13 protein-coding genes and 1 tRNA gene are annotated in these 16,214 nt (G+C 68.7%); 5 read left to right on the top strand and 9 right to left on the bottom strand.

Annotated elements, in window-relative coordinates; translation table 11 throughout:
• Positions 1 to 127 precede the first annotated feature (127 nt).
• The 4 genes from DLJ49_RS08320 to DLJ49_RS08305 all read right to left on the bottom strand — a co-directional run bounded on the left by DLJ49_RS08320 (position 128) and on the right by DLJ49_RS08305 (position 4,722).
• Positions 128 to 1,630, bottom strand: coding sequence for a hypothetical protein (locus tag DLJ49_RS08320; RefSeq protein ID WP_115393071.1), 1,503 nt, complete (start codon positions 1,628 to 1,630; stop codon positions 128 to 130).
• 1,006 nt (positions 1,631 to 2,636) lie between these two features.
• Positions 2,637 to 2,720 (bottom strand) — tRNA-Leu (locus tag DLJ49_RS08315).
• Positions 2,721 to 2,773: 53 nt separating this feature from the next.
• A complete protein-coding gene (locus tag DLJ49_RS08310) occupies positions 2,774 to 4,123 on the bottom strand; it encodes a TRAP transporter large permease (RefSeq protein WP_233488866.1) in 1,350 nt (449 codons plus the stop codon).
• Positions 4,120 to 4,722 carry a TRAP transporter small permease gene (locus DLJ49_RS08305; protein WP_115393070.1) on the bottom strand — a complete coding sequence of 201 codons (603 nt, stop codon included), beginning with the start codon at positions 4,720 to 4,722 and terminating at the stop codon, positions 4,120 to 4,122. Before DLJ49_RS08305 ends, DLJ49_RS08310 begins: the two co-directional genes overlap by 4 nt.
• A 348-nt stretch (positions 4,723 to 5,070) precedes the next feature.
• Here DLJ49_RS08305 and DLJ49_RS08300 point away from each other — a divergent pair, with 348 nt between their 5' ends.
• Together DLJ49_RS08300 and DLJ49_RS08295 are read left to right on the top strand one after the other, a co-directional pair.
• Positions 5,071 to 5,649, top strand: a complete 579-nt coding sequence (locus DLJ49_RS08300) for a YqaA family protein (RefSeq protein ID WP_115393069.1) — start codon at positions 5,071 to 5,073, stop codon at positions 5,647 to 5,649.
• 5 nt (positions 5,650 to 5,654) lie between these two features.
• A complete protein-coding gene (locus DLJ49_RS08295) occupies positions 5,655 to 6,176 on the top strand; it encodes a disulfide bond formation protein B (RefSeq protein ID WP_233488864.1) in 522 nt (173 codons plus the stop codon).
• Between the two features lie 29 nt (positions 6,177 to 6,205).
• Here the strand turns inward: DLJ49_RS08295 and DLJ49_RS08290 are convergent, their stop codons facing one another.
• The gene (locus DLJ49_RS08290; protein ID WP_115393068.1) at positions 6,206 to 6,469 is read right to left on the bottom strand and encodes an usg protein; all 264 of its coding nucleotides are present in this window, start codon (positions 6,467 to 6,469) and stop codon (positions 6,206 to 6,208) included.
• Between the two features lie 201 nt (positions 6,470 to 6,670).
• Between DLJ49_RS08290 and gyrA the strand changes: the two genes are divergently transcribed.
• Positions 6,671 to 9,415 (top strand): DNA gyrase subunit A, encoded by a 2,745-nt coding sequence (gene gyrA, locus DLJ49_RS08285; protein ID WP_115393067.1) that lies wholly within the window; start codon positions 6,671 to 6,673, stop codon positions 9,413 to 9,415.
• A 78-nt stretch (positions 9,416 to 9,493) separates the two neighbouring features.
• Here the strand turns inward: gyrA and DLJ49_RS08280 are convergent, their stop codons facing one another.
• On the bottom strand, positions 9,494 to 10,432 hold the full coding sequence (locus tag DLJ49_RS08280; RefSeq protein ID WP_158547425.1) for a lipid A-modifier LpxR family protein: 939 nt from the start codon (positions 10,430 to 10,432) through the stop codon (positions 9,494 to 9,496).
• An 88-nt stretch (positions 10,433 to 10,520) separates the two neighbouring features.
• Positions 10,521 to 11,258 carry a DUF1223 domain-containing protein gene (locus DLJ49_RS08275; RefSeq protein WP_233488862.1) on the bottom strand — a complete coding sequence of 246 codons (738 nt, stop codon included), beginning with the start codon at positions 11,256 to 11,258 and terminating at the stop codon, positions 10,521 to 10,523.
• Between the two features lie 267 nt (positions 11,259 to 11,525).
• On the opposite strand from DLJ49_RS08275, the gene acnA reads away from it, so the two are divergent.
• Together acnA and DLJ49_RS08265 are read left to right on the top strand one after the other, a co-directional pair.
• On the top strand, positions 11,526 to 14,294 hold the full coding sequence (acnA, locus tag DLJ49_RS08270; protein WP_115393065.1) for an aconitate hydratase AcnA: 2,769 nt from the start codon (positions 11,526 to 11,528) through the stop codon (positions 14,292 to 14,294).
• 179 nt (positions 14,295 to 14,473) lie between these two features.
• Positions 14,474 to 14,926 (top strand): hypothetical protein, encoded by a 453-nt coding sequence (locus DLJ49_RS08265; RefSeq protein ID WP_115393064.1) that lies wholly within the window; start codon positions 14,474 to 14,476, stop codon positions 14,924 to 14,926.
• Positions 14,927 to 14,944: 18 nt separating this feature from the next.
• On the opposite strand, the gene DLJ49_RS08260 is transcribed toward DLJ49_RS08265, so the two are convergent.
• Both DLJ49_RS08260 and DLJ49_RS08255 read right to left on the bottom strand, forming a co-directional pair.
• A complete protein-coding gene (locus tag DLJ49_RS08260; RefSeq protein WP_147277285.1) occupies positions 14,945 to 15,259 on the bottom strand; it encodes a hypothetical protein in 315 nt (104 codons plus the stop codon).
• Positions 15,260 to 15,335: 76 nt separating this feature from the next.
• Positions 15,336 to 16,211: an NAD(P)-dependent oxidoreductase gene (locus DLJ49_RS08255; protein WP_115393062.1), complete on the bottom strand. Its 876-nt coding sequence runs from the start codon at positions 16,209 to 16,211 to the stop codon at positions 15,336 to 15,338.
• Between the last annotated feature and the right edge of the window lie 3 nt (positions 16,212 to 16,214).

Raw genomic sequence — 16,214 nt, 5'->3', positions numbered from 1 at the left:
CACCCTGCACAACACCATCTCGGATGGTCCTCGCCTGACGCCATCCAGAGACGCCCACACAACCCGCGAAGAAGCCTCTATTGGTCATGAAAATGGGAGGTAAGGCACGCTGCGAATAAAACCGCGATTACTCGCCACGCCGCGCAAATGTTTCGGGGTGGATCAACTCGAACGAGATCTCGTCGCGCCAGTGCGGAATTCCGGCAGGCGGCTGTATGCCATCCAACTGGGAATAGAGATACACCCGCGAGCCGGTTTTCCGCTCCAGATAACGCGCGCAAAGCCAGGTGCAATTGACGACGATGGTGTCATGGGGCGCAATTCTGCCGGCAACGGAACTCGTGCGCACAGACCAGTAATCGTTGGCCGGGTCGCTGAACGGGACGATCGCGGCGAAGAAGTTGTGAACGCCAAGCATCAGGACGGCGGCAAGCGCCACGCGTTTGCGGCTTGCGCCTTCGGGCCCGCGCAGACGCATGGCCACGAACAACGCGAGTGCGGCCAGGACATGGATCCAGAACTCCCGGTTGAGGGCCTCCCACACCGTTGCCAGCACCGCGTAGAGCAAGACGAAAACGAGAAGGTAAAGCTCGATCGGATCGACAGGCGCTTTCCGGTGCCCCCTCAAGCTCGCGATCAGCAGGGCGAGGCAGAGCACGGAGGCGATAATCGCGAGAACGACGAGGGCAACGGACGCGAGCGGGCCAAGAACCTCGTGCGCGACGAAAACCTCTTCCACCACGACCCTGTTCACCATTGGGCCCTCGGCTAAGCCTGCAAGGCCCGGAATGACGAAGACAGGCGCAATGAAGACAATGCCGGTCGCGATGCCGACAGCGGCAAAAAACGGCGTGCGCAAGGAGGGCTCGAGCCATAGTCCATCGCGGGCATGGCCCTTTGCCCAGTCGAACAGGCCTGCAAGACCCTGCGTGTCGTCCCCTACGACGGTGAGATAGCTCAACCAGTATGCGCCGAGGATGGCGGCACCGGCCACGAAGGCGTAGAGCATCGCGTCGCGAAGCCCCTGCATGCGCCGGTCGCCGGCGCGGAGAAGGAAAACGAACAGCAACGCGGCGTGAAAGACGTAGAGCTGGTGGATCAGCACCGCCGATGCGGCAGCGAGCGCAAGCAGTACGGCAAACAGAGGTCGGCGCGTGGCCAGGTAGCGGTCGAGAAACACGAGCGACACCAGAGCCATCGATAGGGCGGGCACATAGGCGTCCACGACCTTGCCGTAGTGCCAGTAGCCGTATGATGCCGCGATCAGCCCGACACCCAGCAATCCCGCCGTCGTCCCCGCGCGCGGCAGGATGAGAAGATAGGCGGCGGCGAGGCCGACTAGGGCAAAGACCGTCGTGAAGCCCTGCAGCATCAGCTCCGGACGCACCTGTGGCCAGACGCCCGCGAAGAGTTGCAGCAGGGCATGGTACAGTGGCTCGAACAAAAGGTGGTTCGGGTGGAACGCCGGCGTTCCGGAAACGATCCGGCTCGACATGAGGATCGAGTCTTCCGCCTCGGTATACGTGGCGTTGGGCCAACCGACATAGGCCGCCAGGATCAGCAACAGAACGACGACGCGTGACCACGTCTCTCGCGAGAAAGCCCGACGCTGCTCGAAGTCCGGATGCATCGCGCGCGCGAGCCTCTCGAATTTTCAATCGTTACCCGACATTCTCCAAGTGGCATGCCGTTGAAGGCAAAATCGCTGGACGTGGCCGGTCGATCAAGTGTTTTCCGTCCTCTGCGTCGCAAGAGGTCGCGAATGCGCCCGTAATCGGGCGGGTTGGGCCGAAGGCGGTGTCAGCAAACCGTGTTGGTTCGCCCTTTGTTCTTGTCCGTCAGTAGAGTAGGATCGGCGGCTTCTGAGCCTGCCGGAGACCTGCCATGCCCCGCTTCGATCCGACCGAGTTCGGCCGCCTGCTCGCCCGTCTGTCACCGCAGGAGCTGCGGCAGGTCGAGGGGATGGTGGCAGAGGCGCGGGAGCGGGCCGAAGCGGTGCTCGAGATCAACGCCCGCGCCGACGTGGGGGGAGCGGCGGCCGCTTGCCCGCGCTGCGGTGGTGGCGAGCGTATCCGGTGGGGCCGGACCCGGACGGGCGCGCAACGGTGGTCCTGCTCGGGATGCGGGGCGACGTGGTCTGGTCGGAGCGGCACGCCGCTCGCCCGGGTGCATTGCCCCGACCTCGTGGTGGCTCTGGCGCGCGACATGATCGAGGCGCCGCAGCCGATGTACTTCGGGGCTTACGCGGCCGCACTGCGGCCACGGTCCCCTGCGAACTCCATCACGGTCGTGTCGACGATCACCGCCTCGGCGGAGCGCTCGCGGATCACGCCGGCCTCGCGCCCCGCCTCGATCGAAGAACGCCCAGTCGATGAGCGCCTCGAGCCGGAAAAGCTCGTGACGCATGTCGGTCAGACGCGGGCGCGAGCCAGGTCGCCCTGTTCGGGGGCGCGGGACTTCGGCTTCATGGGGTATCCGGAATTGCCGGGTTTCGGGCGGAATCGTAGCAAACCCTGCGGTTCCAGAATAGCGTGGACGCCTTCTCAGCCAGGAAAATCAGAGGCTTGGGCGTCGTGCAGGACCAACTCCTTATCCGTTCAAGGCCTTGGAGGCCTTGGACCGAATGGGAAGGAGGATGGTGCCCGAGGCCGGACTCGAACCGGCACGCCTTGCGGCGGGGGATTTTGAATCCCCTGCGTCTACCATTTCGCCACTCGGGCCACCGCGTCGCGTTCTATCCGCCCGCGCCCGCCCGCGACAAGGCGAAAGCGGCTCAGATCGCGGCGGCGAGCCATAGCGTCAGCCCCGGAAAGGCGACGAGCAGGCCCACGCGCAGGATGTCGGAGCCGATGAAGGGCAGCACGCCCGCCCAGGTGCGCGCCAGCGAGACGTCGCGCGCCACGCCCGCGATGATGAACAGGTTCATGCCGACGGGCGGCGTGATCAGCCCCACCTCGACCACGATCAGCACCAGCACGCCGAACCAGATCGCCGCCTCTTCCGGGGTGAGGCCGAAATCGAGCGCCTCGACGACGGGCAGGAAGATCGGGATGGTCAGCAGGATCATCGACAGCGAGTCCATCACGCAGCCCATCACGAGATAGACGAGCAGGATCGCCACCAGCACGACGACGGGCAGGTAGCCCTGCGCCAGAACCCACTCCGCCAGCAGGTCGGGCGCGCGGGTGAGCGCGAGGAAGCCCTTGAAGAGTTCCGCCCCGAGCAGGATAGCGAAGATCATCGCCGAGACCTGCGCCGTCTCGAGGAAGCTCGCGCGCAGGCTCTCCCGTGTCAGCCGCCCCGCCGCCCAGCCGTAGAGGGTGGTCGCCGTCACGCCGAAGGCCGCCGCCTCGTTGGGGGTGAAAAGCGCCTGCGTGCCCGCGCGCGCCCAGTTCCAGTCGCCCACCAGGCCGCCGATCGTGAGACCGAAGATGGCGATGACGGGCCAGGTGGCGGCGAGCCTGCGCCATCGCGCCGACCAGGGCACCCGCTCGGCCGCCGGCCCGGCGCCCGGCCGGAGGCGGACATAGAAGGCCACGGTGACGAGGTAGCCCGCCACCGCGATCAGACCCGGGATCAGCGCGGCCGCGAACATCTTGACCACGTTCTGCTCGGCGAGGATGGCGTAGATGACAAGAATGACCGAGGGCGGGATCAGGATGCCGAGCGTGCCGCCCGCGGCCAGCACGCCGGTGGCGAGGTCGTCGGCGTATCCGCGCTTGCGCATCTCGGGCAGGGCCACCTGCCCCATCGTCGAGGCCGTGGCGAGCGAGGAGCCGCAGATCGCGCCGAAGCCCGCGCAGGCGCCGACACTCGCCATCGCCATGCCGCCCCGCCTGTGCCCCACGAAGTCGGCCGCGGCCGCGAAGAGGGCGGCCGACATGCCGGTGCGGGTGGCGATCTGGCCCATCAGCAGGAACAGCGGCACCAGCGCGAGGCCGGGATTGGCGAAGGTGTCGTAGGCCAGCGTCTTCATCTGCGCCATGGGCGCGGCGGGCGAGCCGAGCACGACCCATGTGCCGCCGACGCCCGCCAGCCCCATCGCCACGGCGATGGGCACGCGAAGGGCGACCGCCACCAGCATCGCGGCCAGCGTCGCCAGGGCGAGGGCGATGCCGCTCACAGGGCCGGCTCGCGGCCCAGGGCGACCCAGCGGGCGGCGCGAGCGCAGCAGTAGAGGCCCGTGACCAGCATCGCCGCCGCGCCGACGAGGGCGGCGCCGTGGAGCGACCAGACCGGGATCTGCAGCTCGAAGGTCGTCTCGGGGAAGAAGGGCGGCGGCCCCATGCCGAGCCCGCCGCGAAGGGGCTCCGAGCCATGCGGAAACCGCTCGGCGAAGGCAAGCCAGAGCTGGCGCAGGATGACCGCCGAGGCGAGCGTCACCAGCACGTCGCCCGCCAGGCCCAGCGCGGCGTGGACACGGGGCGGCAGGCGCTGCGACACGAGATCGACGGTGACGTGGCCGCGGCTGAGCTGGCACCACGGCAGCGACCAGAAGATGGCCAGTGCCACGCCGTTGGCCACGAGTTCGTAATCGCCCGGCACCGGCCCGAGGCCGACGCCCGACAGCGCGCGTCCGACGATGGAGACCACCGTCATCAGCGCAAGCGCCAGCAGCGCCGCCCCCCCTGCAAGGGCGAGGCCCCGCGCCAGCGCGGCGATGGCCCGGCCCGCCGGCCCCGGCGCCTCGAGTGCCCCCTTGCGAGCCTCCTCCTGCTGCATTGTGCCCCCTGCCCCGACGCCGCGCGAGTGTCGTCTGTCGCCTCTCACAGGTAGGTCACGCCCTCAAGTCCGGCGAGGCCATGACGGGGGCGCCCGGTCGTCCGGCCAAATCGCCACGCCAATGGCGCGCGCGGTCACCCGGCCGATCGCGCGCCCAAGGGCGTTCCCGGTCGCATGCCTGCCGCGAGTTGCCCGCCCATGGCGGGCGTGCGTCGCACCGATGTGAGGGTGCCGCGCGGGCTGTGCCGCGTGTCTGCCCTGCGGCATCCTCCTTGCTTCGGGCACGGCGGTGCTTGACCGCCGCCACCCCGCATGATCGATGCCGCCGCGGGAGACGGAGGGGCAGGTGTGCTGCGAGGGCTCTACGACTGGACGATGTCGCTCGCCGGCCACCGGCACGCGCTGTGGGTGCTCGCGGCGGTGTCGTTCGTCGAAAGCTCGGTCTTTCCGATTCCGCCCGACGTGCTGATGATCCCGATGATCCTCGCCGCGCCGCACCGGGCCTTCCTGATCGCGGGGGTCTGCACGCTGGCCTCGGTGCTGGGCGGCATCGCGGGATACGGCATCGGCCATTTCTTCTACGAACAGATCGGCGCCCCGGTGCTCGAGTCGCTCGGCAAGGCCGACTCGATGGCCGAATTCAACCAGCGGTTCAACGACGTGGGCTTCTGGGCGGTGCTGGTCGCCGGCCTCACCCCCTTTCCCTACAAGGTCATCACGATCATGTCGGGCTGGACGGCGATGCCGATGGCCACCTTCATCGTCACGTCGATCCTTGCCCGCGGCCTGCGGTTCTTCATCGTGGCGTGGCTGCTGTGGAAGTTCGGCGCGCCCATTCGTGACTTCATCGAGCGGCGTCTCGGGCTTATGTTCACCGCGTTCGTCGCCCTGCTGATCGGCGGCTTCCTCGTGCTGAGAGTGCTCTGAACGCCATGACCCCCAGCCCCGCATCGACCGATCTGACGCGCCGCGGCCTCGTCGCGCTCGCCGGCGCGGGCTCGCTGGCGCTGCTGCTGGGGGCCTATGCCTTCGAGTTCATCGGCGGCTACGCCCCTTGCGCGATGTGCTACTGGCAGCGCTGGCCGCACCTCGCCGCGATCGCCGTCGCCGTGCTGGGCGCGGGAGCCCTGCCCCGCGTCGCCGGGATCGCCGTCGGCGTGGCGGGGGCGCTTGCCGCGTCGGCCACGGGGCTGATCGGCGTCTACCATTCCGGCGTCGAGCGCGGCTGGTGGCCGGGGCCGTCGTCGTGCACCGGCGACGCGGCCGGCCTCGGCGGGCTGTCGGGCGAGGCGCTGCTCGACCCGGCAGGCGTCGCGCCCGTGGTGATGTGCGACGAGATCCCGTGGACGCTGCTCGGCCTGTCCATGGCCAACTACAACGCCGCCTTCTCGCTGGCCCTTGCCGCCGTGTGGATCGTCTCGATCCGGGCCGCGATGCGGCCGGCCGATCGGTGACCGGCACTGGCCCGGACCTCAGTGGGGCCTCAGTGAACGGTGAACTCGCCGGTGACGTTGCGCCATTCGCCGGGCGCGACCAGCTTGCGATGGGTGAACCGCACCGAGTGCAGCGGCCCCTCGATCTCGGCCTTCCAGTAGTCGATGAAGGCGAAAAGCTTCGGATGGTCCGGCGCCAGATCGTAGTCTTGCCAGACGAAGGTATTGAGAACGTTTCGATAGTCGGGCATGCGGTAGAAGAACTCCGCCGTGGTCAGCCCATACCCCTTGAGAAGCAGTTCGGTCTCGCTCATCGCTGCTGATTCCCGCTCCTGTTGCTTGCCGCGTGCGATGATGATGCAAGCTGCGGATTAAAGATCAACGAAAACAGTATGTTGGCACTCGGCCGAGAGTGCTGCCAGTGCATATCCGCCCCCACGCCTTGCGGCGCATCTGGTTGATCGGATACAACAAATCCCAATATATTGGGTGACGCGGAAAAACCGGGCAGAGACATGACAGACACGCCGGAGCCCCCCGAGACCGACGACGAGCGCCCGGAGCGGCCTGCCCCGTCCGGCCCCACCGTCTCGATCGCCGACGAGATGAAGTCGAGCTATCTCGACTACGCCATGTCGGTGATCGTCAGCCGGGCGATCCCCGACCTGCGCGACGGGCTGAAGCCGGTGCACCGGCGCATCCTCTTCGCCATGCACGAGACCGGCAACACCCACGACAAGCCCTACCGCAAGTCGGCCCGGCCCGTGGGCGACGTGATGGGCCAGTATCACCCGCACGGCGATTCAGCCATCTACGACGCGCTGGTGCGGATGGCGCAGGATTTCTCGATGTCGCTGCCGCTGCTCGACGGGCAGGGCAATTTCGGCTCGATGGACGGCGACAACCCGGCGGCCATGCGCTACACCGAAGTGCGCATGGCCAAGGCCGCCCAGGCCCTTCTCGCCGACATCGAGAAGGACACGGTCGACTTCCAGGACAATTACGACGGCAAGCAGCAGGAGCCGACCGTCCTGCCCGCCCGCTTCCCCAACATGCTGGTCAACGGCGCCGGCGGCATCGCGGTGGGGATGGCCACCAACATCCCGCCCCACAACCTGGGCGAAGTGGTCGACGCCACGCTCGCGCTGATCGACGAGCCCGACCTGTCGACCGAGCGGCTGATGGAGATCGTTCCGGGGCCCGACTTTCCCACCGGCGGCGTGATCCTCGGCCGCTCCGGCATCCGCAAGGCGTATCTCGAGGGGCGCGGCTCGGTCATCGTGCGCGCCAGGACGCGCATCGAGGAGACCAAGGCGGGCCGCGCCTCGATCATCCTCGACGAGATTCCCTACCAGGTGAACAAGGCGGCGATGATCGAGCGCATCGCCGATCTGGTGCGCGAGAAGAAGCTCGAGGGCATCGCCCATGTTCAGGACGAATCAGACCGGGTGGGCGTGCGCGTGGTGATCGAGCTCAAGCGCGACGCGACGCCCGACGTGGTGCTGAACCAGCTCTGGCGCTTCACGCCCATGCAGACGACCTTCGGCTGCAACATGCTGGCGCTGAACGGCGGCAAGCCCGAGCAGCTGACGCTGCGTGACTTCCTCACGCATTTCCTCGCCTTCCGCGAAGAGGTCGTCGCCCGCCGCACCGCCCACGACCTGCGCAAGGCGCGCGAGCGGGCGCACATCCTCTGCGGCCTCGCCGTGGCGGTGTCGAACGTCGACGAGGTGGTGCAGACCATCCGCTCGTCGCGCGACGCGGCCGAGGCGCGCGAGCGGCTGATGGCGCGGCGCTGGCCCGCTGCCGAGATCGCGCCGTTCATCCGCCTGATCGACGACCCCACCCACACGGTCAACGAGGACGGCACCTACAACCTGTCCGAGATCCAGGCCCGCGCCATCCTCGATCTGCGCCTCCAGCGCCTCACCCAGCTCGGCGTGCAGGAAGTGACCGACGAGCTCGAGGAGCTCGCCGGCAAGATCCGCGACTACCTCGACATCCTGCGCTCGCGCGACCGGATCATGGGGATCATCGCCGACGAGCTGCGCCAGGTGCGCGCCGACTTCGCCGTGCCGCGCCGGACCGTCATCGAGGACTGGTCGGGCGACATGGACGACGAAGACCTCATCGAGCGTGAGGACATGGTCGTCACCGTCACCCAGTCGGGCTACATCAAGCGCACGCCGCTGTCGGAGTATCGCGCACAGAAACGGGGCGGCAAGGGCCTGTCGGGCGGCGGGCTCAAGGAAGACGACGTGGTGACATCGCTCTTCGTGGCCAACACCCACACGCCGCTTTTGATCTTCACGACCGACGGGATGGTCTACAAGCTCAAGACGTGGCGGCTGCCGCAGGGCGGGCGCACCACGCGGGGCAAGGCGCTCGTCAACCTGCTGCCGATCCGGACGGGAACGGGCATCGCCGCGATCATGCCGGTCGACCGCGACGAGGACCACTGGGACGACCTGCAGATCGTCTTCGCCACGTCGGCCGGCGACGTGCGGCGCAACGCGCTGTCGGACTTCACCAACGTCATGCGCAACGGCAAGATCGCGATGGAGCTGCCCGAGGGCGTCAGCCTCGTCAACGCGCGCATCTGCTCGGAGGACGACGACGTGCTGCTCGTCACCGCCGGCGGCCGGGCGATCCGCTTCCGCACCACCGACGTGCGGGTCTTCAAGGGCCGCAAGTCGACCGGGGTGCGCGGCGTGCGGCTCGGCAAGGCCGACCGCGTGGTGTCGATGGCCGTCATCCGGCATTTCGAGGCGACGGCGGAGGAGCGCGCCGCCTACCTCAAGATGCGCCGCGCCATGGCCGGCCTTGCCGATGAGGCCGATGGCGAGAGCGACGAGGAAGAGACGATCGCCGCCTCCGATTTCTCGAACGACCGCTATGTCGAGATGTCGGCGGCCGAAGACCTGATCCTGACGATCACCGCGCGGGGCATGGGCAAGGTGTCGTCGTCCCACGACTACCCGGTGCGCGGGCGCGGCGGCCAGGGCGTCCGCGCGGCCGATCCGGGGATGCGCGGCGGCCCGCTGGTGGCTGCCTTCCCGGTGCAGCTTGACGACCAGATCATGCTCGCCACCTCCACCGGTCAGTCGATCCGCGTGCCGGTCGACGGGATCAGTTTCCGCTCGCGGGGCGCGGGCGGCGTGAAGGTGTTCGACACCGCGCCGGGTGAGGAGGTGGTTTCGGTCGCCTACATCGCCGAGCAGACCGGCGACGCCCCCGACGAGGGCGAGCCCGAGTCGTGACCGTACCGGGGAACGCCCCGGAGTATCGCACGAGAATAAGCCGCGATCTTTCGTACGAAAGATCGGGGGGACAGCGTCTCAGAAACCGAAGGTGATGGCGAGGGCACCGACGATCTGACCCTCGTCCTGTCCCTCGAACTCCTCGGTCAGGTAGGATGTGCCGGCGAAGACCGACCAGCGCTCGCCCGCCCACATTGCGCCGACGCGCGCCCGCGCGCGGGTGTCCTCGGGGCCGGGGCGGCCGTCGTCGCCCGGCAGGTAGGCCGACGCGCCCATCGCCGCAATGTCGAGCCCCGCCGACCAGCCGAAGCCGGTCGCCGGCCCGCGCACCGCCTCGACGAGGTGGCCGGTCGCGTAGTCGCGCACGAGCAGCCCGCCCGAGGCAAGCGACCCGCCCAGCAGGTCGGCGCCGACGCGCAGATAGGTCTCGTCGCCCACCCGCGCCTCGGCAAAGGGGCGCACGGTCACCACGCGGCCCAGCGCCCAGGGCCGCGCCGCCTCGGCCGAGACGGTGAGATACGCCGCGTCGCCGATCTGTTCGTCGGCGGCGGCCGAGGGGTCGGGCAGGTCCTGCGCCTCGTGAAGCGCCTCCTGCAGATCGGACAGGCCGGTCTGCGGGCCGGTTATCACGAGATCGGCGCCCGCGCGGAGGTCGAACCCGCCCTGCCGCCAGTGCGAATGCACGCCGAAGGAGAGCGAGGTCGCGTAGGGCCGGTCGCCCGGTGCAGGGTTGTCGACGCTCTCGGGGCTCAGGATCTGTCCGTGGAACCGCAGCTCCAGCACCTCGCCGAAGCGCACGTCGCCCGCGGGCGGCCAGCCCGGCCCCCGCACGCCGTGCACCGACAGCGCGCCCGAGCGCCAGCGGTCGAGGATGTCGGGAGCGAGAAAATCGTCGTTGCTGCCCGTGATCGCGATGCCGAGGGTCTGGTCCTCCTGCGCCCATGCCGCATCGGCCAGGGCCAGAGGCCCCAGGGCGAGCGCAAGGGCCGTGCCGGTCAGGGTCTGTGTCAGTCGCATCGGGCCGCCTCCACCATCGCTCTGCCCTGACCTGCCCAAAGCGGCGGGCGATTGCAACGGTCTCACCCTGTCCGGCCCGGTCGCCGCCTCACCGTGCGGCCGCGGCGCCCAGGATCGCGCCGTGACCCGCCTGCTGCACGATAACGGCAGCATGGTCGGCGCCCGGCACGTCGAGCAGCAGCGACAGGGGCTCGGCCCCGGTCCATTCGCTCACCACGTCCCACGCGGTCACGATGTTGGAATAGGTGAAGGTGTGGCCCGCATTCTCGCCCCGCTTGATCGTCACCGTCTCCCGGGGCCGGTAGCGGACAAGCTGCACGACCATCCGCCCCGCGACCGCACCTCCCGGCGCCACCGCCTCGACCGCCAGCGTCTCGCCGCGCCGCTCCGCGTCGACGCGCACCGGCGCGGGCGTCTGCGCGTAAGCCTCGATCGCGTCGACAACCTTCATCGCGCGCGCGCCCACCACGCGGTGGGTGCCCCCCACGACGATCTGCGGGGTGTACACCATCCGCTCCCCCGCCGCCTCGGCGTAGGCGCGCTGGCGGGCGGTGTGCTCGGGCCGGGCGAAACTGTCCTTCCAGCCGATGTAATCCCAGTAATCGACATGCAGCCCGAGCGCGATCACGTTATCGCGGCCGGCGAGATCGGCCAGCAGCCGGTCGGCCGGCGGACACGACGAGCAGCCCTGCGAGGTGAAGAGTTCCACCACCACCGGCGCCTCCTCGCGGCCTTGCGCGAGCGCGACGCCGGCCAGCATGGCCACCCCCGTGGCCGCCGCAGCCACGACCCCCGCGACGATACTGCCCCTTCCCGTGATCCGCATGACTGCCCGATGCTGCTGCCGTTCCATCCGTCGCTTCTAGCCCCGGCCCGATGCCGCGACCAATCAACGAATTGCGAGAGGCTGTTGCAGGGGCCCGGCGGTGCGCCCGCCTGACCACGCTTCGAGGGGCCTTGAACTTACGGTGCACCACGGTATACAAAATCGCCGCAGGCGCCGTTTCTCCCTTGCCGGCAGGCCGCCGAAGGGTCAGATGCGGCGCGACACCATTCGCCCCGAAGCCAGTCGCCACATCGCCAGGAGGCAGACATGCCGATCACCGTCGGACAGGACACTGCAAAGACTCGCCGCACCCTTCAGGCCGGCGGCGCGAGCTATGCCTACTATTCCATCCCCGCCGCCGAGGAGGCCGGGCTCGGCACCTTCTCGCGCCTGCCCGCGGCGCTGAAGGTGGTGCTCGAAAACATGCTGCGTTTCGAGGACGGGGGCCGCACCGTCTCGGTGGACGACATCAAGGCGTTCTCCGACTGGGCCGACAAGGGCGGACGGAACCCCATCGAGATCGCCTACCGCCCTGCCCGCGTTCTGATGCAGGACTTCACCGGCGTGCCGGCCGTGGTCGACCTTGCCGCCATGCGCGACGGGATCGTGGCGCTCGGCGGGGATGCCACGAAGATCAACCCGCTCAATCCCGTCGACCTCGTGATCGACCACTCGGTCATGATCGACGAGTTCGGCAATCCGCGCGCCTTCCAGATGAACGTCGACCGCGAGTATGAGCGCAACATCGAGCGCTACACCTTCCTCAAATGGGGGCAGAAGGCGTTCGACAATTTCCGCGTCGTGCCGCCGGGCACCGGCATCTGCCACCAGGTCAACCTCGAATATCTCGCCAAGACCGTCTGGTCGGACAAGGACCAGTCGGGCGAGGAGGTGGCCTACCCCGACACGCTCGTGGGCACCGACAGCCACACAACGATGGTCAACGGTGCCGCCGTGCTCGGCTGGGGCGTGGGCGGCATCGAGGCCGAGGCGGCCATGCTCGGCCAGCCCATTTCGATGCTCATCCCCGAGGTCGTCGGCTTCAAGCTGACCGGGGCGATGACCGAAGGCACCACCGCGACCGACCTCGTGCTCAAGGTCGTTCAGATGCTGCGCGAGAAGGGCGTGGTGGGCAAGTTCGTCGAGTTCTACGGCGACGGGCTCGACCACCTGCCGCTGGCCGACCGGGCGACCATCGGCAACATGGCCCCCGAATACGGCGCGACCTGCGGCTTCTTCCCCATCGACGACGAGACGCTGCGCTACCTGCGCCAGACGGGCCGCCCCGAAGAGGTGCTGAGCCTCGTCGAGACCTACGCCAAGGAGAACGGCATGTGGCGGGGGCCCGATTACGACCCCGTCTACACCGATACGCTCGAGCTCGACATGGGCGAGGTCGTGCCGGCCATCTCGGGGCCGAAGCGCCCGCAGGATCACGTCGCCCTCGACCGCGCGGCCGAAGACTTCATCCGCGTCGTCGCCGAGCATCGCGGCGAGGACGAGGGGCCGGATGCCCACCGCATGGAAGGCGAGGGGCCGACGCCCGACAAGTTCGCCTCCGACCCGCGCAAGAGCGCCGCCGTCGACGGCGAAGACTATACCCTGCGCGACGGCTCGGTGGTGATCGCCTCGATCACCTCGTGCACCAACACGTCGAATCCCTACGTCATGATCGGGGCCGGTCTCGTGGCCCGCAAGGCGCGCGAACTGGGCCTCACGCGGCGCCCATGGGTCAAGACCTCGCTCGCGCCGGGCAGCCAGGTCGTGTCGGCCTATCTCGAGGCGGCCGGCCTGCAGGACGATCTCGACGCGCTCGGCTTCAACCTCGTGGGCTACGGCTGCACCACCTGTATCGGCAATTCCGGGCCGCTACAGAAGGAAATCAGCGAGGCCATCGCCAGGGAAGACCTCGTGGCCTGCTCGGTGCTCTCGGGCAACCGCAACTTCGAGGGCCGCATATCGCCCGACGTGCGCGCCAACTATCTCGCCTCGCCGCCGCTCGTGGTGGTCTATGCCATCGCGGGCGACATGTCGGTGGATCTCACCAACGACCCCATCGGCGAGGATCGCGACGGCAAGCCCGTCTACATGAAGGACATCTGGCCCACCCAGAAGGAAATCGCCGAACTCGTCGAGCGCACGGTGACGCGCGAGGCGTTCCAGTCGAAATACGCCGACGTCTTCAAGGGAGACGACAAGTGGCAGACGGTCGAGACGACCGACTCGCTCACCTACGACTGGCCGGCCGCGTCGACCTACGTGCAGAACCCGCCCTATTTCGAGGATATGGGCACGGAGCCGGGCGAGATCGAGAACGTCGAGAATGCCCGCATTCTCGCCATCCTCGGCGACATGGTCACCACCGACCACATCAGCCCGGCCGGCTCGTTCAAGGAGACCACGCCCGCGGGCAAGTATCTGGTCGAGCGCCAGGTCGCCCCGCGCGAGTTCAACTCCTACGGCTCGCGCCGCGGCAATCACGAGGTGATGATGCGCGGCACCTTCGCCAACATCCGTATCCGCAACGAGATGCTGGAAGGTGTCGAGGGCGGCTACACGCTGGGGCCCGACGGCAGCCAGATGCCGATCTTCGACGCGGCCATGGCCTATCAGGAGCAGGGCACGCCGCTCGTGGTGATCGCGGGCGAGCAGTATGGCGCCGGTTCAAGCCGCGACTGGGCAGCCAAGGGCACCGCGCTGCTGGGCGTGAAGGCGGTGATCGCCGAGAGCTACGAGCGCATCCACCGCTCGAACCTCGTCGGCATGGGGGTGATTCCCTTCGAGTTCACCGGCGGCGAGACCCGCAAGACACTGGGCCTGACCGGCACCGAGACGATCTCGATCGGGGGACTCGAGGGCGATCTCAAGCCGCAGGACGAGGTGCCCTGCACGATCACCTGCGCCGACGGGACGGAGAAGACGATCACCCTCCGGTGCCGCATAGATACCGGCGTCGAGAAGGAATACGTCGAGAACGGGGGCGTGCTGCACTACGTGCTCCGCTCGCTCGCCAAGGAACCCGTCGCCGCCGAGTGAGGCCCTGCGTCACCCGAACCGGCAGAGGCGCGCGCCCCGCGCCTCTGCCCACGCGCTGCACCCCGGCCCCAGCCGCTTGACGCGTCGTTTCGCCCAAGGGGGCGCATTACCCCTTTCCCGACGTTTACACTGTTGTATATGCTACACGCGAAAGGGATTTTTACCGGGGGACTCCGTCTATGCTGCGCCTCGCGCGTTCAAGCGATGGCCGGCTTGCGCTCGGTGCGCTGACAGGGAGATTCGACACCGACCAGGTGCTGCGCGAGGTGACGCGCGCCTACCGCATGGGCGACCTCGCGCCGGGACGTGACTCGGTCGTCGTTTACGAGCCCGGAATCGTTGTCGGACACGTCGCGGTTGCAGATCTCGTGGCGATCCGCGACTGCGTCGCCCGGCACGAGGGCACGCGCCATACCGGGCCACCCTATCGCGGGGTCCTCGTCGCTGCGGAGCGCGAGGCGCAGATCGTCTCCAACGTCTATGCCGCCACGTGGCGTGCCGCGGGCCTGCCGTTGCCCGAGCACAGCGTCGTCGCCACGCTGGAGGAGGCCGAGCTGATGCTCGGTTGCGGGCCGCTCTCCGAGGAGATCGCGGCGCTCAGACCGACGCCACTTGTGCGCTACATCGGCTGATGGCGGGCGACCGGCCCCTCAGGCGCGCGCGTCACCGCTGGCCTGCCCCTGATCCGGCAGCCGAGGCACCGCCTGTTCGAGCAGTGCGACAGACATCCGGCGCGACGCCTCGGCGAGCTCGACCTGGCTCTTCGTCACCAGCTCCAGCGCCTCGGAGGGCGGCATCATCCAGGCGGCGCCAAGGCCCGACATGCGCATGCCCATGATCGCCGCGCTCTGCATCTGGCGCCGCCAGACGCCAAGCCCGGCCAGCGCGACATCCATCGGTGTGACCATCTTCGACACGAGCAACTCCGATTGCAGATGCTCCAATACGCAAGCCGATAGCGACATATCCTTGTGCAAGGGTTTCGTCACGCGCGAATCTTGAGCATGGCGCTCAATGCCGCGGCAACGTGACAACGCGGCATCACGCCTTCGGGGGGCGCAGCCGGCGGATCAGCGACGAGGTGTCCCAACGCCCGCCGCCCATCGCCTGCACGTCGGCGTAGAACTGGTCGACGAGCGCCGTCACCGGCAGCGTCGCCCCGATCTCCTGCGCCGTGTCGAGGCAGATTTTCAGATCCTTGCGCATCCAGTTGACGGCGAAGCCGTGCTCGAACTCGTCGTCGAGCATGGTGCCGTGGCGGTTGACCATCTGCCACGAGCCCGCCGCGCCGCCGCCGATCACCTCGACCACGCGGCGCCCGTCGAGCCCCGCCTTCTCGGCAAAGGCGAGCCCCTCCGACAGGCCCTGCACCAGCCCCGCGATGCAGATCTGGTTGACCATCTTGGTCATCTGCCCGGCGCCCGTCTCGCCCAGCCGGCGCGCCAGCTTGGCATAGGCGCCCATGATCGGCTCGGACCGTGCATAGGCGTCTTCCGGGCCGCCGCACATGATCACGAGCTGCCCGTTCTCGGCGCCGGCCTGCCCGCCCGACACCGGCGCGTCGACGAAGGCCACGCCCCGCGCCGCCGCCGCCTCGGCCAGCTCCATCGTCACGCGCGACGAGACGGTGGTGTGATCGACGAACACCGCGCCCTCGCCCATGCCGTGAAGCGCACCGCCCTCGCCCGCCACCACCTCGCGCAGGTCGTCGTCGTTGCCCACGCACGCCATGACGAACTCGGCGCCCTCGGCCGCCGCGCCCGGCGTGGGCGCGTGCCGCCCGCCATGCTCCGCCACCCAGGCCTCGGCCTTCTCCCCGGTGCGGTTGTAGACGCAGACGTCGTGACCGGCAGCCGCCAGATGCCCGGCCATTGGGTAGCCCATCACCCCCAGCCCGATAAATGCGCACTTGGCCATCAC

This window comes from Rhodovulum sp. 12E13 (assembly GCF_003340565.1).
In the GTDB taxonomy this organism is placed as follows: Bacteria; Pseudomonadota; Alphaproteobacteria; order Rhodobacterales; family Rhodobacteraceae; genus HLUCCA09.
The sequence above is the reverse complement of the archived record's forward strand: the minus strand, read 5'-3'. Positions and strand labels throughout refer to the sequence as shown.